This window comes from Pedobacter sp. 05T44 (genome assembly GCF_056395985.1).
In genome coordinates this window covers 93,990-117,696 of record NZ_JBFTKO010000016.1, presented here as the reverse complement: position 1 = coordinate 117,696, position 23,707 = coordinate 93,990, and the positions used below count along the sequence as shown (strand labels likewise).

The following is a 23,707-nucleotide window of genomic DNA, read 5'->3' as shown; positions in this document are numbered from 1 at the left end:
TAGTTAATTATTTATTCTATTTTTTTTACCAAAACACTGTATATAAAGCAGTAAGTATGCCCATAATAAGAATAGAGCCTATGGCAAAACTAGTGCTGATCTTAAACATAGAGGTATCCACTTCAATTGCATTTTCACTGGCAATTTTTTGAGGCTTGCTCAAACTGATCACAATCATTAGAATCACAATGACTACAAAGTCAATAGCCATTCTGTCGAGGAAAGGATAATCCGGAAAAGCGCCATTTGTCCAGACAGGAAGAAACTTTAACACAGTTGAAAGTGGAATTGTAATCAGTGCTCCCGTCATAGCTGCCGCAGTTGTGGTGCGTTTCCAATAAAAGCCCAGCAAGAATATAGCCAGTACTCCCGGCGAAATAAAACCCACATATTCCTGGATAAACTGGTAAGCCTGATCAAGTGATTTTAAGGATGGTGTTACAATTGCCGCAACCAGCATGGAAATCACAACCGCCCATCGACCAACATTAACCATCTTTTTATCTGAGGCTGTTTTGTTGAAGTATTTTTTATAAATGTCAAGCGAAAAAATTGTAGATATACTGTTTGCTTTACCTGCCAATGAAGCAACAATGGCCGCTGTAAGGGCAGCAAATGCGACGCCTTTTAAACCTGCCGGCAATAAATTCATTAAGGTTGGATAAGCATGATCAGGTTTCAATACACCTCCATCCGACATTTCTGTAGCAAATAAGCCTTTACTGTGAAGCACATACATCACAATTCCGGGAAGGACGGCAATTACCGGTACAAGTAATTTTAAAAATGCTGCGAATAATATACCCTTACGTGCCGTATTTAAATCGGCACCTAATGCACGCTGTACAATGTACTGGTTGCAGCCCCAGTATGCCAGATTATTGATCAGCATGCCGCCAATTAGTACAGACAACCCCGGCAGTTCCTTATAGTATTTATCAGATGAATCAAATATCATGTGAAAATGATCTGGAGCCTCCTTCCTTAAGATAGACAGACCCTTAAAAATATCCTCACCAAATCCGTATTCCCTGGAAAGTAAAGAAAGTGCAAGGTAAGTGGTAATCAAACCGCCAAAGATCAGGACCAGTACCTGAATCACATCGGTATAGCCAATAACTTTCATTCCCCCTAAAGTGACCACCATAGAAAAGATGCTGAGCCCCACAATACTCCACTCAAAGCTAATGGGTGATATAGAAGAGATGGCTAATGCACCCAGGTAAATGATAGAAGTAAGATTCACAAAAACATACACCAACAACCAGAATACAGCCATAATGGTGCTTACCTGATCATTATACCGCTTTGATAAGAATTGCGGCATGGTAAAAATCTTGTTCTTCAGGTATACCGGGATGATAAAAATAGCCACAATGATCAGTGTTGCGGCTGCCATCCACTCATAAGAAGCAATGGCAAGTCCCAGTGCAAAGCCAGAACCAGACATCCCAATGAAATGCTCAGCAGAAATATTTGAAGCAATCAATGAGGCCCCAATAGCCCACCAGGTAAGCGAACCCTCTGCCAGAAAAAAATCCTTCGCACTACTGGATGTGGTTTTTTTCTTATGATAAATGTAATAGCCATAGGCCGCTATCGCGATAAAATAAATAAAGAAAACTACATAATCGGCTATGTCAAGATGATTCATATTTGGTTTGCGCTAAATCAGTTTCCCTCATATAAATGAGTTAAATTAATTATATTACATTTGGTTAAAAGCAAAACCTTAGGTGGTCTTACTTATCAAAGCTGTATATAAAAATATTAAATCTGAGATTAAGCAGGCATTTTATTTACGAATACGTTTAAGTAAAAACCCCACCGTTATTGGCAAAAACTTTCAAATTTAAATGTAAATGAAGGGAACTGTAACTGTAAAAACGCTAGCTAAAGAGTTAAATATATCTATTGCCACTGTTTCAAAAGCATTAAATGACAGTTATGAAATTAGTTTGGAAACCAAGCAAAAGGTTTGGGACCTCGCTAAAAAGTTAAAATATGAACGTAATCCATCTGCAAGTAACCTCCGTAGTCATAAAACAAAAACTATAGCCGTTATTATTCCAGAGATTGCTAATAATTTCTTCTCGCTGGCCATAAACGGGATTGAAGAAATAGCCAGGAAACGCGATTATCATGTATTGATCTATCAAACCCACGAAAACAGTGATACAGAAATTGCTTTTACTGATAGCCTGTTAAGCGGCAGAGTAGATGGAATATTGATTTCTGTGTCGAGTAATACAAATAATAATGAGCATTTTAAAGAGCTGGTTAAGAAAATACCGGTTGTTTTTTTTGATAGGGTTTTTGAAGATATAGATGCCGTAAAAATAACAACAGATGATTATGAAAGTGCTTACAATGCAACTTGTCATCTAATAGAATGTGGTTGTAAAAAGATTGCCTATCTGTTTGCACTTAATAATCTGGTGACCGGTAAAAATAGGTTTGCCGGATATCTGAAGGCTTTAGAAAAGTACAATATGCTTTATACTGATGAGATGATTGTTCATTACGACAAAGATACCAGCAAGAATTATGAAAATATAAAAGCCATGGTATCGAACCAGAAGCCAGACGCTGTTATTGCTTCAATCGAGGAGCTTGCTTTGCCCTGTTATTATGTTGCTCGCGAGTTAAATCTAAATATCCCGAAAGATCTAAAAATAATAAGTTTTTCCAATCTTAATACTGCACCTCTTTTAAATCCATCCCTTACAACAATTGAGCAGCCTGCTTTTGAAATTGGAAAAGAAGCAGCTGGTATTTTATTCAAAATATTAGAAAAAAAGTATTTTGAACCAAATGAAAACCACATCTTAAAATCCCGCTTGATTAAGCGCGAATCAACATCTTGCGGCTAGCTTGTTCGTTTTTGTTTATTGTATGGGTTAACAAGAATAAATAAGATCTGATCATGTAAATATTCCTTAGATTTTCTTAACATTGTCTTAATCTAAATTAACCAAATGGAGAATAAGCTCTTGCATCATTTATTATGGGAACGTATCAGGGGAGGTGATAATGGTGCATTTTTTGATCTCTACAAAGCGCTTTATTATGACCTGGTTAATTTTGGTATTCGTGTATGCGGAGATGCTGAAACATCAGGGGAGGCAACCGATCAGGTATTTATTACCATCTGGGAAAAACACGAGCAGCTAAACAGGGTTGATAATGTGCCTGCTTACTTGCGTACATTTTTAAAACGTAAGATTTTACGACTGTTAGAGCGTAAGCGCAAAATTAATGATGCGCTGCAAAATGCAGGTGCGGAGGGCGAGTGGATGGAGATGTCGTACGAAGAGTTTATAGTAAAAGTTCAGACCGATGAACTGGTACGATATAAACTTAAAAATGCGCTGGAGAAATTGACCTTCAGACAAAAACAATTGATTCATCTAAAATTCTTTGATGGATTGAGCTATGAACAAATAGCTGATCAAACTCAACAAACCATTAAAACTGCTTATAATACGGTTTATGATGCGCTTAAGATATTGCGTAAAGAGTTGAAAGACTAATAAATTCAGAATGGCGGGATGGTAAAAGTGTGCTATTAAGCAATGTTATTCGTGTAAAGTAAAAAAAAGTAAAATTTTCTTAGGAAAAACATAACATTTTTGGCACTGGTATTATAAAAGCCAAATGTTATGATAGATCGTAGTCTTTTCAATGTTGAAGACTTTTTAGTAGATAATACCTTCCAGCTATATTGTGCCGGAACAGATAAACTTTGTATTAGCTACTGGGAAAATTATATTAAAGCACATCCTGAGCAAGAGACTGTTATTGCCGAAGCAAAACGCTTGTATGTGATATTAAGTGGGAACAAGAAACCATTAAATAAACAGGTAGACCTCTTGAAAAATAATATTGAACCTCAAAATGAGGCTGATATTATCCCTATCCATAAAAATTATATGTGGCTGAAAATTGCAGCGGCGGTTCTGCTAATGGTAGGCGTTGCGGTTATCTTTAAAAATAACCCTAAAGAAAATACCCCAAAGGTTAGTTTGGTTACCAATTTTAGTACAAAAGGTGGCGAAAAGAAAAAAATCACGCTATCGGATGGTTCTGTGGTTTTGCTTAATGCCAAAAGTACATTAACGCTCGATAAGAATTTTAATGAAAAAAACAGGGAGGTTAATTTAGTTGGAGAGGCCTTTTTTGATGTTACCCACAATAAGAGTAAGCCCTTTAAGGTACATACCGAAGATTTTGATATCAATGTGCTTGGTACCTCTTTTAATGTTAAAATATATCCGGGAGAAGCAACATCTGAAACAGTGCTGATTAAGGGCCTGATTGTGATGGAGGGAAAAGGAACCAAGGGGAGCTCTATAACTTTAAGGCCAAGTCAGAAGGTTACTTTTTATAAAAAAGTTGACGAACTTCCTAGTAACATCAAACCACAAAAACCTTCAGTTGTACATCCGCAAATAGCTATTAATCAATATACCAAAGTTAACGACAGCACAATTGTAGAAATGGCCTGGACGCAAAACAGGCTGGAGATTTTAGATCAAACTTTTGCTGAAGTTAAAGGGGACTTGGAAAGATGGTACAACGTAGAGATTATTTTTAATGATCGTGAAGTAGAAAAATATCGTTTTACAGCAACATTTAGACATGAAAATATAGAGCAGGCATTAAAGGCATTTCAAGACGCAGAACATTTTAAATATGAAATAAAAGGGAATCAAATTACCATATCTAAATAATTAGAAAGGGACGGTGTTGACGCACCGCCCCAATAATTTTTTTGATATAAGCACTGGCAGTTTTATGCGCAAACAGATTGCTGCCAAATACTAAAGCAACCAAAAAAACAAAAATATGATTAATTATTACTTACTGCAAGTGCGTCCCGATGTCAGGACGTTCTTAAAATTCATTATTTTAATGAAATTAACCTGTATTATAATTTTTATTACATGTCTCAATGTTTCGGCATCTGTCTTTTCTCAGCAAAAGATATCACTAGATGTTACGAAAACAAAGCTGGGCAAAGTTTTGAAGATTATTGAAGAGCAAAGTGATTATCATTTTGTGTACAGTTCGTCAAATGTTCCTATAAACAAGGACATCACATTGTCGGTAAAAAATACTTTAGTTACAGATGTTTTAGCTGTAATATTTAACAACACTAACTTAAATTATTCTGTTTCTGGTGCAGGGCTGATTGTAATTAGCCGGAAAAAAGATATTAAAGTCAGCGGCACCGTCAAGGACGCTAATGGCGGACCTTTACCGGGGGCAACGGTTCGAATTAAAGGAAGTGGTGCAGGAACATCAACCGATATAAATGGTAAATTCTCAATATCGGCACTCCCAAATGCAATTCTAGTAGTTTCATATGCTGGTTTTCAGACAAAAGAAATAGCCGTTGATGGTAAAACAGACTTACAGGTTGTATTAACAGAAGACACCAAATTGTTAAACGAGGTAGTGGTAACAGCTTTGGGTATTAAAAAGGAACGTAGAGCACTGGGATATTCTGTTTCTCAGGTTCAGGGCGAATCTTTAACGCAAGCCAGAGAAAACAATGTAGCTAACGCTTTAGTCGGTAAAGTTGCAGGTCTGGACATCAGCTCAACTTCAGGTGGTGCAGGTGCAGCTACAAGTGTTACCATTCGTGGTGTTTCCAGCCTTAGCCAAAGTAATCAGCCACTATATGTAATTAATGGTGTGCCAATGGAAAATAAGCCTACAGGTTTAAACAATATCAATCCAAATGGGAACTCAGGTAGTCAGTGGGACAACGCCCCGGATCTTGGAGATGCAGTGGGTAACTTAAATCCTGATGATATTGAAAGTATCTCTGTATTGAAAGGTGCAGCCGCATCAGCACTTTATGGTTCAAGAGCTAAAGCAGGTGTTATTCTTATTACAACTAAAAGTGGTAAAGGAAATAGCGTTGACTTTAATAGTAATTACGTGGTAGAGCAAATCATGGACAGAACCGACTGGCAGTATGTATATGGGCAGGGGGCCAACGGCACAAAACCATTAGACAAGGCTGCGGCCGCACAAGTTGGTGGATCTAGCTGGGGTGCAAAATTAGACGGGACCAGCGTGGTTCAGTTTGATGGTGTTTCAAGACCGTATTCAGCACAGCGTAATAATATAAAGAACTTTTATGGTAATGGCGGTACATGGTCTAATACACTTGCCTTAAACAAAACATTTGAAGGAGGCGCAATCCGCTTTTCTGCCAATGATGTAAATAACAATTCTGTAGTTCCAAATTCAGGACTGAATAGACAATCATTTAATTTGGTAGGTACATTTGAGCCAGTTAAACGCTTAAACATTGATGCCCGCTCTAATTATATTTTGGAGCAGGCTAAAAATAGACCAATGGTGTCAGACGGTGCCGGTAATGCTAACTATAATGTGGTGTTTTTACCCACCAGCGTTAGCGTAAATGATCTAAAGCCAGGGAAAGATGCAGATGGGAATGAATTAAAGTACAATACCGGAAATGCATTTGCTACCAATCCATGGTTTGCTGCAAACGAATTTGTTAATGACACTAAACGCGAGAGATTAATTAGCTCTTTCAATGCACGCTATACTTTTGATAACGGTCTGTTTATTCAAGGTCGTGCAGGTCGCGATGCTTACTCTGATACTTATAAGAATGTGGTGCCATCAGGAACTGCGTATTATGAACCCGGCAAAATTGCAGAACAGCAAACCAAGTTTGCAGATGTTAACACCGATGTATTATTGGGGAAATCATTTGCTGTAGGTGATGAATTTACTGTTACTCCAAATGTTGGGGCAAGTTTCAGAAATACCAGAATTAATCAAACAACAAATAATGGGACTAATTTCGCAGTGTTTGGAGTTTATAACATCTTAAATGCTAAAAACAAATCAGTTGGACATATAGAGACCGAGTCAGAAACTCACTCGGTATATGGCACTTTAGAACTTTCTTATAGAGATATACTTTATTTAACCGGTAGCGGAAGATCAGACTGGTTTTCTACACTTGCTACTCCTGGAAAAGACAATAAACTCAGTGTTTTTTATCCTTCTGTAAGTGGTTCATTTGTGTTCTCAGAACTTTGGAAACCCTCATTCCTTAATTTCGGTAAGTTAAGGGCAGGCTATGCCATTGTTGGACAAGCAACCGATCCTTATCAAACCTTACTTACCTATGGTTTTAGAAGTGAAACCTTGAATGGAAATCCATTAGGTATCATAAATAACTTAAGTATTCCTAATCCGGGATTAAAAGCTTCTAAAGCAACTGAGCTGGAAATTGGTACTGAGTTAAGATTCTTTGGCGATCGTTTAAACCTGGATATGACCTGGTACAAAAAACGTTCAAAAGATGAGATATCTGTAGTTACCACATCAAGTACAACTGGTTATTCCGGAGCAGTTTTAAATTCTGGAGAAATTGAAAACAAAGGGGTAGAGGCACTAATCTCTGGGGTTATTCTTAAAAATGAAGATTTTACCTGGACTTCATCAGTGAATGGAACGTATAATGATAATACGGTGCTTTCTTTAGCAGAAGGATTGCCTTCGCAACTATTGGCAACTTCCAGATCGGGGGTTGGGTTTTTACAGAATATACCGGGGTTAGCTGCGGCTCAGGTAATGGCATATGATTATAAGTATGATGCTAACGGCGCAATTTTAAAAGATGCACTTGGAGAACCGTCAAGAGGAGATTTAAAAGCATACGGATCGGCATATAATAAATGGTTTGCAGGCTGGAATAATGAGTTTAACTATAAAGGGGTAAGTCTTTCTTTCCTTATTGATGGAAAATGGGGAGGCAAGGTATTCTCGGCAACTGATTACTACGGATATATTTTCGGATTACATAAAAATACCCTTGTAGATCGTGAAACTCTTGGGAATAATGCGGCAAAATTCTATGAAAATACCGCCAATAATGTATCTAATAAATTTGTACAGGATGCGAGTTTCATCAAATTCAGACAGTTAACGTTGGGCTATAATTTCCCGGCAAAAATGTTTAATAATAAAGTAAAAAGCTTAAATGTAAGTCTGGTTGGCAGAAATTTATTTATTCTGATGAAGAAAACAGACAACATCGATCCAGAATCGAGCTACAATGCTACATTTCCAGGAATGGAGTTAGGAGGGGTGCCGCCAGTAAGAACTTTCGGCGTAAACCTAAGTGTTAAGTTTTAATTATTTAAAGATAAAGAGAAATGAAAACGAATATATTAAACAAATATAGCCTGGTATTACTTGTTACTGTTCTAGTAGGTACAAGTTGTACAAAAGATTTTAAGGACATCAATACCAATCCAGTTGCCTATGGGCCGAGTAGTTTTGATCCAAATTACACATTAACATCAGCACAGCTTACTTATACAGGGAGTATAGATTTTGCATACGATACCTGGCGTGGAAATTTGATTTACTCTGCCACAATGATGCAGGGTTTTTCTACAGTGATTAGCTATTGGGCAGGCGACAAGTATCTTTTGAATGAAGGCTACACAGCTGCGTATTGGGGAAATGGTAGTGTAGGTGCGTATATAGAGCAAGTACGACCAATTGTTGATGTTGTTGAGTACGCCAAAGGCAAACCAAAGTTAAACAATGTGTATCAGGTAGCCCGCATCTGGAAAGCGCTGATTTTTGAGCGACTAACTGATTTGTACGGAGACGTTCCTTATTCAGAAGCCGGATTGGGAGTGTATACCGGTAATTTTACACCTAAATATGATAAGCAACAAGCTATTTATATGGATTTGCTGAAAGAGGTAGAGGAAGCTTCGACTGCTTTGAATGAGACTGGCGATGCAGTAACAGGGGATGTTATTTACAAAGGAAACATTGCACAATGGAAACGGTTTGCCAACACTTTAATGCTTCGGTTAGCAATGAGGTTAACTAAGATTGATGAAGCCACGGCAAAAACATATGTTCAAAAAGTTGTTGGTAAAACAATGAATGATAATAAGGATAACGCATTTTTGGCCCATGATGCTGCTGGATCAAGGGTAACACAAAACAGAAACAGTCAGGTGCTACTTGGTGATGGCGGACAGGAGAACTACTATGTTAAATGGTCGAAAACATTTATCGACTTTTTGAAAAATAATAATGACCCTCGTCTGGAGAAAGTTGCTGTAACACAGTTGTATTTAACAGAGAGTGGTAAAGCACAAAATCCACTTTATGTTACAGCTGCTGCGGCTCAAAAAGGAATGCCAAATGGTAAGGATTTAAGTGGACTAGCTGGTAGAGACGTTAGGCAAGACCCCTCATTTACAAGTTTCTCTGATTATTCATCTCCAAATCCGGCAATGATAAAACAAAATGGGGTAACATTTATTCTTACCTATGCCGAGAGTGAATTATTGCTTGCAGAGGCCGCACAAAGATGGGGGATAGGAGGTGTCGCGGCTGATCATTATAAGAATGGGGTTGCAGCTGCAATTACTTTTCTTGGGCAATATGATGCATCGCTGGCAATATCAGAAGGTGTTGCTGTAAGTTACGCGAATGCACATCCTTACAATTCCGCAAATGGTTTAGAAATGATTAACAACCAATACTGGGCTCATACCAATACCATGCTCGATTTTTATGAAACCTGGTCTAATTGGCGTAGAAGTGGGTTTCCTGCATTAACACCAGTTGTATACCCTGGAAACGCAACTAATGGTACTATTCCTCGTCGTTTCCCTTATCCTGTAGAAGAAGGTGCGAAAAATGGTGCTAATTACAAAGAAGCATCTGCCGCAGTGCCGGGTGGAGATAAATTATCTGGTAGAGTATGGTGGGATAAACAATAGTCCATCAAAAACTATTATTAATGATCAGAAGGCCCTTCAGTTATACTGCTGGGCCTTCTGATTTTATTGAAAAATCTTGTAATACTAAGCTAATTCATGTAAATTCACATTGCCTTATGTCAAATCTATCTGTTTAATCTGAACAGTTAAAATCATTAAAATAGCATGTCAAATATTAACTTGATTATCGAAGAAAGACCAAGTAACATTGGTAATTTTATGGTTGGCAGACTTTTGCCMTTTCGTGAAAAAAGAATGGTTGGGCCATTTGCCTTTGTAGATCACATGGGCCCCACAAGTTTAAGTGACCACGAGAATTTTGATGTTCCCCCACATCCGCATATTGGGCTTTCTACTTTAACCTATCTTTTTGAAGGAGCCATAATGCATAAAGATAGTTTGGGTAATGAAACTGAAATTCAACCTGGGCAGGTAAACTGGATGACTGCAGGAAGCGGAATTGTTCATTCAGAAAGAACACCAGTCTATTTAAGAACTTCCAATAAAATGCTCCACGGGCTTCAAATATGGGTTGCTTTACCAAAAGCCCTGGAGGAAATGGAACCAGAGTTTTTTCATTTTAATGAAGATGAGATTCCGCACTGGACAGAAAATGGAATTGATTTTAAACTGATTGCCGGTGATGTATTTGGACACTTCTCACCAGTACCGGTGTACAGCCCGCTTTATTTTCTGGAGTTAAAAAGCGCCAAAAGTCAACCTGTTAAAATAGGTAAAGATCTATTCGGTGAAAGTGCCTTATATATTCTTGAGGGTGGCATTGAAAGTGAAGGACATATCTTTGGGCCTAAACAACTCCTGGTGGCTAAAGACAGTAAGCTGTGCGAATTTGTAATGCAGGAAAATTCAACAATATATATATTTGGCGGAGAGCCTTTTTCTGAGGAACGTTTTATTTACTGGAATTTTGTAGCGTCTACCCGCGAAAGAATCGAGGAAGCAAAGGAAAAGTGGCTTTCACAATCTTTTATTCCAGTTCCAGGCGAAACTGATTTTGTTCCGTTGCCAGAGCAAAGTAGAAATATTAAAAACTAATTATATCAAATGAAGATTTTAGCGTTCGCCGGAAGCAGTAGTCGCCAATCAATTAATCGGAAATTGGTTATCCACACCATTTCTTTCTTTAAAGAGCATGATGTTAAGCTGTTAGATTTAAATGATTTCGAGATGCCATTATTCTCTGTAGACAGAGAGGCCAGTGACGGATACCCGGAAAAGGCTTATAAGCTAATAGATCATATATCAGAAACGGATCTTATTATTCTTTCCCTGGCCGAACACAATGGAAGTTACAGTGCTGCTTTTAAGAATGTGATGGATTGGTGTTCCCGTACAAACAGTAAGTTTTTCCAGAACAAGCCAATGTTGCTAATGAGTACTTCGCCTGGTGGATTTGGAGGCGGGAATGTAATGAATGCGGCGATAATCAGACTCCCAAAATTAGGTGCAGAAGTATTGACAACCTTTTCGCTTCCTTCTTTTCATCAAAATTTTGACCAGGAAACAGGCATCTCAAACCAAGAACTTCTTGAAACACATCTTTCCAAGATTAATGAGGTAAAAGCTAGAATGTCTCTTTAATTATGGCGTCTATTTCTTTGATTACCCTTGGGTCAATAATTATTTTGGCATGAGTGGTATCATCATATCTGGAAGCATTTATTGTTGGGTACTGCTCTAGAAATGTTTCAATAAAACCTGCAGGAGATATATTGTCATTAACTTCATAGATGAGCAGATGCTTTAACTCCTCAGAAAAAGTGTACATATCATTTAATAAAAAGCGATTGGTACTCATTTGGTAAAGCTCTTCGAATTCATTAAAAAAACGTTGCTGTATATTTTCAGGGATGCTTACAGCTGTCATAGACGATTTGAAGTTCTCTGTTAAATTAACGAGAGGAGCAATGCTGATAAGAAGTTTAGGGAATTGCAGTGTTTCCTGTATCACCAATGTATTTGCCATGCCACCTAGTGAGTGACCGATCATTGCATCGGGAGCTCCATAATTTTTTTGGAATTCTTTAATCGCCTCTGCAAAAAGGATCAGGTTGCTGAGTTCGCCTTCTGAACTTCCATTCCCTGGTGCGTCAAAGGCCCATATCTCGAGATCTTTGTTAAGTAATAACACATCAATCAATTCGCTAAAATCTATGGCTTTAGAGCCCCATCCGTGTGTAAGCAAAACCTTAATTGATCCATTGCCCCATCTAAAACAATTAAAATTCAGATCTGATTTGCTGAAATATTGATCATACACTTTTAAAGTAGAGGTTTTAGCAGCATTTAAAAGATTTTGCTGATGTAAACGACTTGGCATTTTTGGGGAGTAACAAATAAACTTCCAGAGCGTTGCCTGTAAAAGTTCAGGGTTGTGGCCCTGAACTTTTATATCTTCGATTATTTGTTTTAGATTTTTCACTTTATAATTCCCGTTGCATTACCCTTGCCGTTTGTGTACTGCCATCGTGGCTCCATCCCGGAGGGTAAAAAATATACTTTAATTTATCTTTAAAGGTAGGCGCTTTTTTAACATCGGCATATAGCGCAATAAATTCATGGAAAATGATATTTACCGGTCCAGAGTCTTCTGGCTGCTTTGTTAATCCATACTTTATTTCTTCCTCCGGTACCTCTGCCTGGAATGTTCCGAATATACGATCCCATAGAATTAATACCATACCCATATTCTTGTCAAGATAACGTACATTACTTGCATGATGAACACGATGATGTGAAGGAGTGACAAAAAGATATTCAATTATTGGATGTAGTTTTCCAACCGATTTAGTATGTACAATATTGCCATAGATTTGAGTAACCAGGTAGGCAAAAAGGATATCAACTGCGTTGAACCCCATCATCGCCAAAGGCAAATAGAAGAATACCCTGTATAGTGGTTCAAATACTGTAGACCTGAAGCCTGTGGTAAGGTTAAAATGTTCGGAAGAATGGTGGGTAACATGCATTGCCCAAAAGAAACGTACATAATGACCAGTGTAATGTAATAACCAGTATAAAAAGTCTTGAGCCAGGATGAGTACGATCCAATAAACTAATGTATTTGAAATTTGGAATAGGCGATAATGAACATAGAAATACTGAAGTAACATGAAGGTTCCGGCTTTTGTAAGGATATTGATCACAAAGGCGCTGGCCATCAGGTAGATATTGGTAAGTGTATCACGTTTCTGATAATGTTTTTTATCATGGACGTAACTAAAGTACATTTCAAACAAGGTAAGTAATATAACGAAACCAAATAGTGTTCCAACCGTTATACTTTTATCCAAATCTGTCATTTTGAGGGCTTTCTATAAATTTACGGAATTACTATTGCTTAAAAACTCGATACTGCAAGTTTAAACAGTATTGATTTAAACAAATCAAAATTCCTGATTTTTATAGAAATAGCTGTCCTTAGAGTGTCATAATCAATACTTTTACCCTAAAAGTCTGACTTTTATTACCTTCCGGTCAAATCGATTGAAAATTCATCAAATAAAGTGGCTTCCTCATCAGTATCTAAATTCGGAACGGTATAGTATTCACCTTGGATAGTAAAGTTAAAAGGTGTTTTCTCGATGCTGACTTTTAAAAAGCCGTGTCTGTTGTCGCAGTAGCTATCAAGCTGGACCTTATTAAATAAGTCACTTTTAGCGATGTAATTGTTATCGTAAGGATCTGCAAGTTGGTGTAATTCGTCAAAACCTCCGGCTCCTGCAACAATAAATGGCAGTGTTTTCCCATCTTCATATTGTTTACTAAAGCGTTGGTAATTATGTACGTGTCCGCTAAAAATAATGTCTGGTTTTACCCCAGCTTCTTTAAAGGCAGTTTCCAGAAATTCTATCATTGGTTTGCTCGATCCATGATTTGTATCTGCAGAATAAGGGGCATGGTGCATACAAACAATTATAGCCTTATCAGAGCGAAGTGTAGCGGCATTTTGCAGCTCTTTAACAAACCAGTTTTTTTGTTCCTTGGTAATGTGACCATATTTTGGAACATTGGTATGAAGGCCAATTATTGTCGCCAATGGCGATTCCATTGTCCAAAATACGTGAGGCTGAATCTGACTTTTTCTACTGCTTTCGGTCCCAAAATGAATTGTTTTAGGGCAAGTATTGCAAAATGCAGCATAAAATGCATCAAGACTTTCGTAATGTAAATCGCAGTCTGGATTTATATCTGTGTCATGATTCCCAGCAATGGCATAAATAGGGCCAGGGTAGGTCTCAAATGGTTTTAAAAACTGTTCGTTATATTGCTCTGCCTCGCCATAATGATATACAATATCTCCAAGGTGGTATAAGAATGCAGGCCTGTCGTGTTCGCTCGTTGCGCACAAGTATTGTTCGGCCATTTTCCCTGCCACCTGTTTTTGAGCATCAGCAGATTTCAGTCCGCCGGTATCACCAACCATATGAAAAACCATTTTCCCAGGTACTGTTTCATTTAAGCGATTTCCAAGATTTAATCGGTACGGGTAACTACCGGTAGGTTCAGGCAAAGGTTGAAATTTATCAAGGTCATCTACCTGATCTGTTTTAAAAACAGCGTTATACAGAATCTTTGTGCTGATCATAATCTTAACGTTTGGTGACTATCATAAAATTAGTACGCTAATATTAAGTCAGCATTAAAAATTGATTATTATCAAAAATGGTAATATTGCCTTATCAGGAGTAATTGTGATAAATCTATTGTTAAGGGTTTGGGTTGTGTTAACATAATGATAATTGAATATTAAAATGCAGTTAATTTATATTTGCGGAGTGACAACACCTCTATACGTACTTTACGAATTACTGATCAGACTCACAGAGTTAGATCCAACGATTGGCGATTTCTACGCTCATAAATACACAGATGCCGGTGCAATTATCAGGACAAACAATGGATCATTGATCGTTCCTCAACATATACTTGAAAAACAATTCTCAAATCCGTCCCAAATAACGGATGCAGATTTAAAGCAGTTAGTAAATGAATTTAAATGGAGTACTTAATTTAAGACCATCAAATTTATGTTGGGATAAAGTAACTAAGATATTATGAACTCTTTAGAAGTTAGGTGATAATCTTTTGTTAAATTTGGTTTAACACTTATTTCTTATTCATAAATTCTTATATAAATGAAAATTAAAAAATCTTTTAGCATCCCGCTTACGGCTTGTTCTTTGCTGCTTATGGCATCCTGCAATAATTCGGAACCGAAGCAAGAACTGCATTCAGGTATTATCCTTAAAAATATGGATACTACAGTGGCGCCGGGGAATAATTTTACGGCCTATGTGAATGGCACCTGGATGAAAAACACAAAAATCCCTTCTGATAAGGCTTCATATGGTATAGGGGCAATGGTGAATGATAAGGCACAGGAAGATGTTAAAGCAATAATTGAGAATGCTGCCAAGGGAAATCCTGCTGAGGGTTCTGATGAGCAGAAAATAGGCGACTTTTATGAATCTTATATAAATATGAAGGTTCGTGATTCTATAGGGCTGGCACCTTTAAATGTTGAGTTTAAAAAAATTGATGCTATCGCCTCCGGGAAAGATTTGGCTTCCTATTTTGCTTATGCCAATAAGATAGGCAATATGATTCCTTTCAATTTAAGTGTTGCTGAGGATCTGAAAGATCCAAGAAAGTACATGCTTTATACCTGGCAAGGTGGCCTGGGTTTACCAGATCGTGAGTACTATCTATTAAAGGATGCAAAATCTGCAGACATCCGTACTAAATATGTAGCCCATATTGAAAAGATGTTAACTCTTGCCGGAATTCCTGATGCAAAAGCTAAGTCTGTTCAGATAATGGCACTCGAGACCTTGATTGCCTCAAAACAAATGAAGAAGGAAGAAACCAGAAATATGGCTGGTCTTTATAATAGTTTTCCAATTAAGAATCTGAGTACGTTAACTCCAGATTTTGATTGGAACACCCTACTAACAGAGGCAGGAGTAAAGAATCATGATACCTTAATTATTAGCCAGGTAGCATATACAAAGGATCTAAATGCCATTTTGAAAAATACACCACTTGATACCTGGAAAAATTATTTAAAATGGAGTGCTGTTACAAGCGCTGCAACTGCTTTGAACACTGCGCTTGATCAGGAGAATTTCAATTTCTATGCTAAAACATTATATGGCGTTAAAGAGCAGAAACCTCAATGGCGCAGGGCCGTTGATGTAGTTAACGGGAACCTTGGTGAGGTAGTTGGTAAACTATATGTTGAAAAGCATTTCCCGCCTGCAGCTAAGGAACGCATGCTTAAACTTGTTGGCAATCTATTGAAAGCTTACGAGACGAGTATTAAAGAGCTCGACTGGATGGGTGCAGAAACTAAAAAACAAGCACTTGAAAAAATAAGCAAGTTCACTCCAAAAATTGGATATCCGGATAAATGGAGAGATTATGGTAAACTTAAAATTGCAAAGAACGATTTGTTTGGTAATGAAAAACGGTCTGCAGAGTTCGAATACAACCGCACTTTTAACAAGCTGGGTAAGCCTGTTGACCGTACAGAATGGGGGATGACACCACAAACTGTTAACGCATACTATAATCCTAGTATGAATGAGATTGTTTTTCCGGCTGCAATTCTTCAGCCGCCATTTTTTGATATGACTGCAGATGATGCGGTAAATTATGGAGGTATCGGTGCGGTGATTGGTCATGAAATAGGTCATGGTTTCGACGATCAGGGAAGTACATTTGACGGCACAGGTGCAATGCGTAACTGGTGGACGACGAAGGATCAAAGTGAGTTTAAAAAGAGAACAAGCGCTCTAAAAGCGCAATACAGCGGGTTTAAAGTTTTTCCTGATCTGAATGTAAATGGAGATTTTACACTTGGAGAAAATATAGGTGACCTTGGCGGATTAAGTATTGCACTGAAGGCCTATAATGCAAGCTTAAATGGTAAACCAGCACCAGTTATGGATGGATTTACTGGCGAGCAAAGAGTATTCCTTGGATGGGCTCAGGTATGGTTAAATAAATCAACAGATGAGGCATTAAGAAATCAGGTTGGAACAGATCCCCATTCCCCGGCTAAGTTTAGGGTTAATGGTGTAGTTAGAAATATACCAGAGTTTTATACTGCATTTAATGTAAAACCAACAGATTCTTTATACCTGGCACCAGAGAAAAGAGTTAAAATCTGGTAGCGTATTTATCAGAGAGCCGGCATAAAAGAAAAGCTCGTATCATTAATCATGATACGAGCTTTTCAATTTAATTGAGATTACGGTTAATATTAGATTGATAAAGTTCTTTAACTACTGATATAGCTTTCTAGCTGAGATATGGTTTGTTTCTGATCTGCAATGATGAATTTAACCACATCACCTATGGAAACCATTCCAAGTAATTGATTGTCCTGCATTACCGGTAAATGTCTGATATGTTTGTCAGTCATGATTTGCATGCACAGGTCTATGCTGTCTGTCGGCACGATGGTGATTGGATCGGGTGTCATTACCTCTTTTATCGGAGTGCCAGCCGATGATTTCCCATACAGTATGATCTTCCGGGCATAATCTCTTTCTGTAAATATACCCTGTAGCTTATGATCTTCAAGAATAAGCAACGCACTTACATTCTTTTCCATCATCAACTGAAGCGCCTCTAAAACAGATGAATTTTCTGTAACTGAGAAAATCTGTACAGGTTTAGCATTAAGTATTTGTTGTACTGTTTTCATAAGCGATTAAGAATTAGCTATTTAAATTTAACTAAAAAAAATTAAATCACCATTATCTTGTACAAAAAAATATTATTTCATCAGGGGCAATATTTCCTCTACATATTTCCTGTCATTTGCCAGTCTGGGAACCTTATGTTGTCCTCCAAGTTTACCTTTCGATTTTAGCCAGTTATAAAAAGTATTGTTAGGGGCATTATGTACTTTAGGACGACGTAGTGCCATATCTTTAAATCTTTTGGCATCATAATCAGAATTCACTTCTCTTAAAGTCTGGTCCAGAACGTCTATAAAGAGTTCAAAATCATTTGGCTGATGATCAAATTCGATGATCCATTCATGACCTCCAACCTCTTCACCTTTAAAGTAAATTGGGCAAGCAGTATAATCTTTAAAAACTGCTCCTGTTGCATCACAGGCTTTGCAGATCGCTTGTTCGGCGTTGTCTATAATAACTTCTTCTCCAAAAGCATTTATGAAGTGCTTTGTTCTGCCTGTTATCCTTATTCGGTATGGAGACAGACTTGTGAACTGAACGGTATCTCCAATCATGTACCGCCAAAGACCACCATTTGTGGAAATTATGATGGCGTAGTTTTTATTTAGTTCTACCTGTTCAAGAGTTAAGGTATCAGGATTTTCATCATCAAGTTTTTCAAACGGTAAAAATTCGTAGTAAATGCCGTAGTCAAGCATCAGCAGAAGTTCATCAGAATCTACTTCATCCTGAATGCCAAAAAAGCCTTCAGAAGCATTATAGGTTTCCAGGTAATACATGTGATTACAAGGGATTAGTTCTTTGAACTGCTCTCTGTAAGGTTTAAAATTTACTGCACCATGAATATAAAGCTCAAGATTTGGCCATACCTCAAGCAAGTTGGCTTTGCCGGTAATTTCCAATACTTTTTTAGCCAATACTATTGTCCAGGTGGGTACCCCGGCAATATTGGTTACGTTCTCTTTGATGGTAGCCTCAGCCATTTTTTCCATCTTTTCCTCATAGTTCTCCATTAGTGCAATGGAGATATTTGGTGTGCGGTAATATTCGGCCCACATAGGCAGATTTTTGATCAGCACGGCCGAAAGGTCACCATAAAAGGAGTCTTCATTGAGCTGGTTAATTTGATGGCTGCCGCCAAGAACCAGCCCTTTCCCGGTAAAAATCTCATTGTCAGGTCTGTTGTTGCAGAAAATCGACAACATGTCTTTCCCTCCTTTAAAATGACATTCCTGCAAAGATTCCTCTGATACGGGAATAAACTTACTTCTGTCGCTGGTGGTGCCAGATGATTTGGCAAACCATTTAATTTCAGTTGGCCAGAGGATGTTTTGTTCTCCTTTAAGCATCCTTTCTATATATGGCTTTAGCGTATCGTAATTCTGTAGGGGAACACGTTCTTTAAATTGTTTAGGGGTCTCAATAGTACGGTAATCATATTTTTCCCCCCATTCAGTATCCTCAGCACTGGAAATTAGTTTTTGAAACCATTCTTCCTGTACATCATGTGGGTACTTCATAAAAAGCTCAATCTGGTGAACGCGCTTTTTCATATACCAGGTAAAAATTGAATTTACAATTGCCATGCTTTTGTTTAAGTAGTGAATTATAAGTTTTTACTTCGTAATACGAAATTAGAGCCTAAGTAAACCCGTCTTACCATTTCGTTGGCAGCAAGTACTTCCGGAGTGCCGGATTCGAGGATTTTACCCTCAAATAGTAAATAAGCTCTGTCGGTGATTGATAGAGTTTCCTGTACGTTGTGGTCGGTAATCAGAATACCTATGTTTTTTTGTTTTAGTTTGGCTACGATGGTCTGAATTTCCTCAACAGCAATAGGGTCTACTCCTGCAAATGGTTCATCCAATAAAATGAAGTTTGGACTGGCTGCAAGTGCCCTGGCAATTTCAGTTCTTCTGCGTTCTCCTCCTGAAAGCAGGTCGCCTCGGTTCTTACGTACCTTGTGTAAGCTAAATTCAGTAATGAGTTCTTCCAGTTGCTCATGGCGTTCTTCTTTGCTCATTTTAGTCATTTCTAAAATGGCCATGATATTATCTTCCACTGAAAGTTTTCTGAAAACTGAAGCTTCCTGAGCTAAGTATCCAATACCTTTTTGTGCCCTTCGGTACATTGGGTCGGTAGTAATATCCTCCTCATCTAAATATATTGTACCCTCATTTGGTTTAATCAGACCCACAATCATATAAAAAGAGGTGGTTTTTCCAGCACCATTTGGGCCTAATAAACCAACAATTTCACCCTGACTAACACTAAACGAAACGTCGTTAACAACAGTACGTTGTTTATATTTTTTTATCAGATTTTCAGCTCTTAATATCATCTAATTATATTAGTTATCAATTTCTATCGCTTTAATGTTTAGTTGCAAGCGCCGTTGATCTTTCCATATATTTTCTTCCACTGTATAACAAACAGAGAAGGGCTGGTTTGGTTGCAAAAGCGATTCATATTCTGCCAAGCCAAATCCAATGCCTTCAAAAATAGTGGAATTTTGTTGTTTTAAATTTAATTTTAAATGTTTTATACCTACAACATAAGGTTTTCCTGTAATAAATACATTATGTGAAACAAAAACGGGTGCTGTATTTAGTGGGCCAAATGGGGCCATTTGTGCTACAATACGTTGAAATTTACCATCTATCTGGCCAAACTCAATTTCTGTATCGATATTTATTTCAGGGCTTAGTAAGTCATCCGTTATGGTTGAAGCAACGATATTTTCAAAACGATCAGAAAATAATTGAATATTTTCAGGTTTTATAGTTAGCCCGGCAGCAAATTTATGTCCACCAAACTGAACCAAAAGGTCCTGACAACCAAGTAATGCTTCATATAGGTCGAACCCAGCAACAGACCTGGCTGAACCCGTAAGTAATCCATTTGAAGCTGTAAGCACAACAGTTGGTCGATAGTATTTTTCAATCAACCTCGAAGCAACAATCCCAATTACGCCTTTATTCCAGCTTTCATGATACACCACTGTAGTTTTTTTATTTACAAGGATATCGCATTCTTCAATCAAAGCAAGTGCTTCGGCAGTCATGTTTTGATCGGATGTTTTACGATCAGTGTTCTGTATGTTGATAAATAAACTCTGTTCCTGAGCCAGAGAACTTTCAGTACAAAGTAACATTTTAACAGCTTCCGATGCATGATCCATTCTTCCTGCCGCATTTATTCGGGGCGCCAATGTAAACACTACGTCTGTAAGTGTGTAATCCTTGCTCTTTCCGGAAATTTCCATTAACGCCTTTAATCCAACACAAGGCTTAGCATTTAACTTAATTAAGCCATGATACGCTAGGATTCTGTTCTCATCAATTACTGGTACAATATCCGCAGCAATACTTACCATTACTAAGTCTATATACTGCTCATAATTTTCGGCAGGTAGCTGATGTGTGTCACAATAAGCCTGGGCAAGTTTAAACCCAATACCGCAGCCTGCAAGTTCTTTAAAAGGGTAGGCGCAGTCATTACGTTTGGGATCAAGTATTGCGATTGCTGCGGGAAGTTCATCGCTGGGTAAATGGTGATCGCAAATAATAAAATCTATATTTAAGGTATTAGCGTAAGCAATTTTGTCATTAGATTTTATTCCGCAATCAAGAGCAATGATTAAAGTAAAGCCATTTTTTGCAGCATAATCAATTCCAGCTGTTGAAATGCCATAGCCTTCTTTATGCCTATCGGGAATATAATATTCAATGTCTGATGTAAATTGACTAAAGAAACTGAATGCAAGCGCAACTGATGTTGTGCCATCAACATCATAGTCTCCATATATTAATATTTTTTCTTTTTTGGCTAGGGCTACGTCAATTCGATCGATGGCTTTATCCATATCCTTCATCAAAAAAGGATCATGTAAATGAGACATCTGAGGCCTAAAATAGTCACGTGCAATATCAAAGGAAGAAATACCCCTTTGAACTAATATTTGTGCTAAGCTATTGTCTATGTTTAATTGTTGTGCAAGCAAATCTGTTGTTTCTGTATTGCCCTTTGCGGCCTGCACCCATCTTTTTTTCATCTAATACCTGTCTTCTTTTTCTCTGCGAAGCTTGCATAAACTTCTGTTTATTTTATTGCCAGCGTGTTAACTTCATGGAGGTTCCCTATCTTTGCAATGATATTGTTGTAAATATATCATTTAATTTTCTTACTAATAACTACGCCATTGCAAGTTTTCACTTTATACGAAGGATCTTATTCTGTAGACGCTACTAAAAAATTTATACCTTTTAATGCCGAAAAAGATAATCCTAAAGATCGCCCTGCCTCCCTTTTTATACACGTACAACCCTTTTTAGTTAAGCTAAAAAATAGTCTTGTTTTGTTCGATACAGGCTTAGGGTATAGTGATGAGGATGGGCAGCTGATTTTACATAAAAATATCAGGAAAGCTGGTTTTGATCCTGAGGATGTAGACATGGTTTTAATGTCTCACCTGCATTTTGATCATTCTGGAGGTATGGTTCATAACAAGCTAGATGGTAGTGTGGAATTAAGCTTTCCGCATGCAACTTATGTTATTCAACATGGAGAGTGGGAGAATGCGTTTACAAACACCTCTTCATCTTATAAAACTGAAATATTTGATTTTTTACAGCGCAATGCACAACTGAAATTTGTTGAAAACTCTGGTCAGMTTACTGATGAGATTAGTTATGAACTAACGGGGGCACACTGTCCGTTTCATCAGGTGTTTTTATTGGACGATGGGGTAGATAAAGTGTTTTTTGGAGGTGATGTTTTACCCGAACCTGAAGAGCTGTTAAGGAGATTTATTGCCAAATATGATTTCGATGGTCGAAAGGCAATGGAACTACGAGAAGAGTTTGGCAAAAAAGCAGCAGAAGAGAATTGGAATTGCCTTTTTTATCATGCAAAAAGTAAGGCTACCGGTTATATAACCTATACCGATGGGCAGTTTAAAATAATTTAAGGAACAACCAACTGTAAAAGCTCTTTAAGCCTTTCTATGGTTAAAGGTTTAGAAATAAATCCATCAACCGATTTGAAGCCTTTAGCTTTCTCAATATCATACTCATAAACAGATGAAGAGAGCATATACAAGAAAACCTTTTGGCGCTGGATGTTAAGTTTTTCATAAACTTCCAGAAATTCCCAGCCATTAAGAACAGGCATGTTGATGTCAACCAAGATGATGTGTGGAAAAATTTCTACATTATTAGCGATGCTGGTTAAATAATCTACAGCTAATTGGCCATTACTTTTCGAAATCATGTCTACCTCATAGCCTGTCTTTTCTATCACTTTTTTTATGATAAATATATTGATGTCATCATCATCAATTACAAGCATATTGATTCTAGAGTTTCCCATAAATTTCGTAGAGAGCGGAAAATGTAAAGTCCAAAATTAAAACATATTTGAATGTTTTAACAAGTATATTTATAAGAGCAAAAAAAAAGCCATTAAATGAATAATGGCTTCTAGTTTCTATTTTTTTATTTTTTTGCCACAAGCTTGATAGTCAGTTCAAAATCATCATAGATCATTTTATCGCCAACATCAGGGAACATTCCTTTTGATCTAAATTTAATACCAAATTTAGTCCTGTCCACAGTAACTTTTTCAGCGGTAGCAGTTACTGATCCATCTGCATTCCAGGCAATAGTTGCAGGGAAAGTGATAGAATTTGTAATGCCTTTAATGGTAAGATTACCTGTTACATTTGCCGTATTGGCTCCTGTATTTGTAATCTTTTTAATTACAAAAGCAGAGGTTGCAAATTTATCAACTCCAAAAAAGTCATCCGCTTTTAAATGGCCTTCTAACTTTTCACTTTTGTCGGCATCTTTAATCGTTGCCATATTTATAGTGAAATTGCCACCTGCCAGTTTTTTATCATTGAAAATCAAACTTCCTGACTGAAGATCGATAGTTCCATTGTGACTGCCTGTAAGTTTTTTGCCAACCCATGTTAATGATGATTTCTCAACATCCACTTTATAAGTAGTTGCCTTAAACACAGGAGCAATAAATGCCGAAGAGACAAATACTATTAAAAGTAATGCCAGCGAAGTGATTTTTAATTTCATTGTATTCTAATTTAATTTTTTAATACTAAGGTCTGTTTTAGCCTTTTGATACATTTAATAGAACAAATGTATC

20 protein-coding genes are annotated in these 23,707 nt (G+C 37.4%); 10 read left to right on the top strand and 10 right to left on the bottom strand.

Features of this window, described 5'->3' with window-relative positions; all coding sequences use genetic code 11:
* Positions 1-25: 25 nt before the first annotated feature.
* Positions 26-1,654, bottom strand: a complete 1,629-nt coding sequence (locus AC1DDK_RS21080) for a sodium/sugar symporter (RefSeq protein WP_288884261.1) — start codon at positions 1,652-1,654, stop codon at positions 26-28.
* A gap of 208 nt (positions 1,655-1,862) precedes the next feature.
* On the opposite strand from AC1DDK_RS21080, the gene AC1DDK_RS21075 reads away from it, so the two are divergent.
* The 7 genes from AC1DDK_RS21075 to AC1DDK_RS21045 all read left to right on the top strand — a co-directional run bounded on the left by AC1DDK_RS21075 (position 1,863) and on the right by AC1DDK_RS21045 (position 11,414).
* Positions 1,863-2,873, top strand: a complete 1,011-nt coding sequence (locus tag AC1DDK_RS21075) for a LacI family DNA-binding transcriptional regulator (protein WP_288884262.1) — start codon at positions 1,863-1,865, stop codon at positions 2,871-2,873.
* Positions 2,874-2,978: 105 nt separating this feature from the next.
* On the top strand, positions 2,979-3,533 hold the full coding sequence (locus tag AC1DDK_RS21070; RefSeq protein WP_172659324.1) for an RNA polymerase sigma factor: 555 nt from the start codon (positions 2,979-2,981) through the stop codon (positions 3,531-3,533).
* A gap of 129 nt (positions 3,534-3,662) precedes the next feature.
* Positions 3,663-4,733: a FecR family protein gene (locus tag AC1DDK_RS21065; protein ID WP_172659325.1), complete on the top strand. Its 1,071-nt coding sequence runs from the start codon at positions 3,663-3,665 to the stop codon at positions 4,731-4,733.
* A 292-nt stretch (positions 4,734-5,025) separates the two neighbouring features.
* On the top strand, positions 5,026-8,193 hold the full coding sequence (locus AC1DDK_RS21060) for a SusC/RagA family TonB-linked outer membrane protein (protein ID WP_288884264.1): 3,168 nt from the start codon (positions 5,026-5,028) through the stop codon (positions 8,191-8,193).
* 20 nt (positions 8,194-8,213) lie between these two features.
* Positions 8,214-9,812: a SusD/RagB family nutrient-binding outer membrane lipoprotein gene (locus AC1DDK_RS21055; RefSeq protein ID WP_172659327.1), complete on the top strand. Its 1,599-nt coding sequence runs from the start codon at positions 8,214-8,216 to the stop codon at positions 9,810-9,812.
* Between the two features lie 165 nt (positions 9,813-9,977).
* Complete coding sequence (locus AC1DDK_RS21050; protein ID WP_172659328.1) at positions 9,978-10,868, top strand: pirin family protein; 891 nt, start codon at positions 9,978-9,980, stop codon at positions 10,866-10,868.
* Between the two features lie 9 nt (positions 10,869-10,877).
* On the top strand, positions 10,878-11,414 hold the full coding sequence (locus AC1DDK_RS21045; protein ID WP_172659329.1) for an NADPH-dependent FMN reductase: 537 nt from the start codon (positions 10,878-10,880) through the stop codon (positions 11,412-11,414).
* Here the strand turns inward: AC1DDK_RS21045 and AC1DDK_RS21040 are convergent.
* From AC1DDK_RS21040 to AC1DDK_RS21030, 3 genes are all read right to left on the bottom strand, one after another.
* Positions 11,398-12,153, bottom strand: coding sequence for an alpha/beta fold hydrolase (locus tag AC1DDK_RS21040; protein WP_246269383.1), 756 nt, complete (start codon positions 12,151-12,153; stop codon positions 11,398-11,400). The genes AC1DDK_RS21045 and AC1DDK_RS21040 overlap by 17 nt on opposite strands.
* 103 nt (positions 12,154-12,256) lie before the next feature.
* Entirely contained in the window at positions 12,257-13,135 is an 879-nt protein-coding gene (locus AC1DDK_RS21035; RefSeq protein WP_172659331.1) for a sterol desaturase family protein, read from the bottom strand.
* Between the two features lie 164 nt (positions 13,136-13,299).
* On the bottom strand, positions 13,300-14,421 hold the full coding sequence (locus AC1DDK_RS21030; protein ID WP_172659332.1) for a metallophosphoesterase family protein: 1,122 nt from the start codon (positions 14,419-14,421) through the stop codon (positions 13,300-13,302).
* 166 nt (positions 14,422-14,587) lie between these two features.
* Here AC1DDK_RS21030 and AC1DDK_RS21025 point away from each other — a divergent pair, with 166 nt between their 5' ends.
* A complete protein-coding gene (locus AC1DDK_RS21025; RefSeq protein ID WP_172659333.1) occupies positions 14,588-14,845 on the top strand; it encodes a hypothetical protein in 258 nt (85 codons plus the stop codon).
* A gap of 126 nt (positions 14,846-14,971) precedes the next feature.
* Positions 14,972-17,011 carry a M13 family metallopeptidase gene (locus tag AC1DDK_RS21020; protein ID WP_288882582.1) on the top strand — a complete coding sequence of 680 codons (2,040 nt, stop codon included), beginning with the start codon at positions 14,972-14,974 and terminating at the stop codon, positions 17,009-17,011.
* Positions 17,012-17,118: 107 nt separating this feature from the next.
* Here AC1DDK_RS21020 and AC1DDK_RS21015 read toward each other — a convergent pair whose 3' ends face one another.
* The 4 genes from AC1DDK_RS21015 to recJ form a co-directional block, all read right to left on the bottom strand.
* Positions 17,119-17,547 carry a CBS domain-containing protein gene (locus tag AC1DDK_RS21015; protein ID WP_172659335.1) on the bottom strand — a complete coding sequence of 143 codons (429 nt, stop codon included), beginning with the start codon at positions 17,545-17,547 and terminating at the stop codon, positions 17,119-17,121.
* A 72-nt stretch (positions 17,548-17,619) separates the two neighbouring features.
* The gene (locus AC1DDK_RS21010) at positions 17,620-19,131 is read right to left on the bottom strand and encodes a GH3 auxin-responsive promoter family protein (RefSeq protein ID WP_288882581.1); all 1,512 of its coding nucleotides are present in this window, start codon (positions 19,129-19,131) and stop codon (positions 17,620-17,622) included.
* Positions 19,132-19,151: 20 nt separating this feature from the next.
* On the bottom strand, positions 19,152-19,886 hold the full coding sequence (lptB, locus tag AC1DDK_RS21005; RefSeq protein ID WP_172659337.1) for an LPS export ABC transporter ATP-binding protein: 735 nt from the start codon (positions 19,884-19,886) through the stop codon (positions 19,152-19,154).
* Positions 19,887-19,895: 9 nt separating this feature from the next.
* Positions 19,896-21,599: a single-stranded-DNA-specific exonuclease RecJ gene (gene recJ, locus AC1DDK_RS21000; protein WP_337717918.1), complete on the bottom strand. Its 1,704-nt coding sequence runs from the start codon at positions 21,597-21,599 to the stop codon at positions 19,896-19,898.
* Positions 21,600-21,746: 147 nt separating this feature from the next.
* On the opposite strand from recJ, the gene AC1DDK_RS20995 reads away from it, so the two are divergent.
* Positions 21,747-22,514 carry an MBL fold metallo-hydrolase gene (locus AC1DDK_RS20995; protein WP_477634030.1) on the top strand — a complete coding sequence of 256 codons (768 nt, stop codon included), beginning with the start codon at positions 21,747-21,749 and terminating at the stop codon, positions 22,512-22,514.
* On the opposite strand, the gene AC1DDK_RS20990 is transcribed toward AC1DDK_RS20995, so the two are convergent.
* Together AC1DDK_RS20990 and AC1DDK_RS20985 are read right to left on the bottom strand one after the other, a co-directional pair.
* Positions 22,511-22,915: a response regulator gene (locus tag AC1DDK_RS20990; protein WP_172659340.1), complete on the bottom strand. Its 405-nt coding sequence runs from the start codon at positions 22,913-22,915 to the stop codon at positions 22,511-22,513. The two genes, AC1DDK_RS20995 and AC1DDK_RS20990, sit on opposite strands and share 4 nt — an antisense overlap.
* A 125-nt stretch (positions 22,916-23,040) precedes the next feature.
* Positions 23,041-23,634, bottom strand: a complete 594-nt coding sequence (locus AC1DDK_RS20985; protein WP_172659341.1) for a YceI family protein — start codon at positions 23,632-23,634, stop codon at positions 23,041-23,043.
* Positions 23,635-23,707: the final 73 nt, after the last annotated feature.

Excerpts from the sequence above, each read along its gene's own strand:
- AC1DDK_RS21080 (WP_288884261.1), bottom strand. The coding sequence starts at position 1,654 with ATGAATCATCTTGACATAGCCGATTATGTAGTTTTCTTTATTTATTTT.
- AC1DDK_RS21075 (WP_288884262.1), top strand. The coding sequence starts at position 1,863 with ATGAAGGGAACTGTAACTGTAAAAACGCTAGCTAAAGAGTTAAATATA.
- AC1DDK_RS21070 (WP_172659324.1), top strand. The coding sequence starts at position 2,979 with ATGGAGAATAAGCTCTTGCATCATTTATTATGGGAACGTATCAGGGGA.
- AC1DDK_RS21065 (WP_172659325.1), top strand. The coding sequence starts at position 3,663 with ATGATAGATCGTAGTCTTTTCAATGTTGAAGACTTTTTAGTAGATAAT.
- AC1DDK_RS21055 (WP_172659327.1), top strand. The coding sequence starts at position 8,214 with ATGAAAACGAATATATTAAACAAATATAGCCTGGTATTACTTGTTACT.
- AC1DDK_RS21045 (WP_172659329.1), top strand. The coding sequence starts at position 10,878 with ATGAAGATTTTAGCGTTCGCCGGAAGCAGTAGTCGCCAATCAATTAAT.
- AC1DDK_RS21040 (WP_246269383.1), bottom strand. The coding sequence starts at position 12,153 with ATGCCAAGTCGTTTACATCAGCAAAATCTTTTAAATGCTGCTAAAACC.
- AC1DDK_RS21035 (WP_172659331.1), bottom strand. The coding sequence starts at position 13,135 with ATGACAGATTTGGATAAAAGTATAACGGTTGGAACACTATTTGGTTTC.
- AC1DDK_RS21030 (WP_172659332.1), bottom strand. The coding sequence starts at position 14,421 with ATGATCAGCACAAAGATTCTGTATAACGCTGTTTTTAAAACAGATCAG.
- AC1DDK_RS21025 (WP_172659333.1), top strand. The coding sequence starts at position 14,588 with ATGCAGTTAATTTATATTTGCGGAGTGACAACACCTCTATACGTACTT.
- AC1DDK_RS21020 (WP_288882582.1), top strand. The coding sequence starts at position 14,972 with ATGAAAATTAAAAAATCTTTTAGCATCCCGCTTACGGCTTGTTCTTTG.
- AC1DDK_RS21015 (WP_172659335.1), bottom strand. The coding sequence starts at position 17,547 with ATGAAAACAGTACAACAAATACTTAATGCTAAACCTGTACAGATTTTC.
- AC1DDK_RS21010 (WP_288882581.1), bottom strand. The coding sequence starts at position 19,131 with ATGGCAATTGTAAATTCAATTTTTACCTGGTATATGAAAAAGCGCGTT.
- lptB (WP_172659337.1), bottom strand. The coding sequence starts at position 19,886 with ATGATATTAAGAGCTGAAAATCTGATAAAAAAATATAAACAACGTACT.
- recJ (WP_337717918.1), bottom strand. The coding sequence starts at position 21,599 with ATGAAAAAAAGATGGGTGCAGGCCGCAAAGGGCAATACAGAAACAACA.
- AC1DDK_RS20990 (WP_172659340.1), bottom strand. The coding sequence starts at position 22,915 with ATGGGAAACTCTAGAATCAATATGCTTGTAATTGATGATGATGACATC.
- AC1DDK_RS20985 (WP_172659341.1), bottom strand. The coding sequence starts at position 23,634 with ATGAAATTAAAAATCACTTCGCTGGCATTACTTTTAATAGTATTTGTC.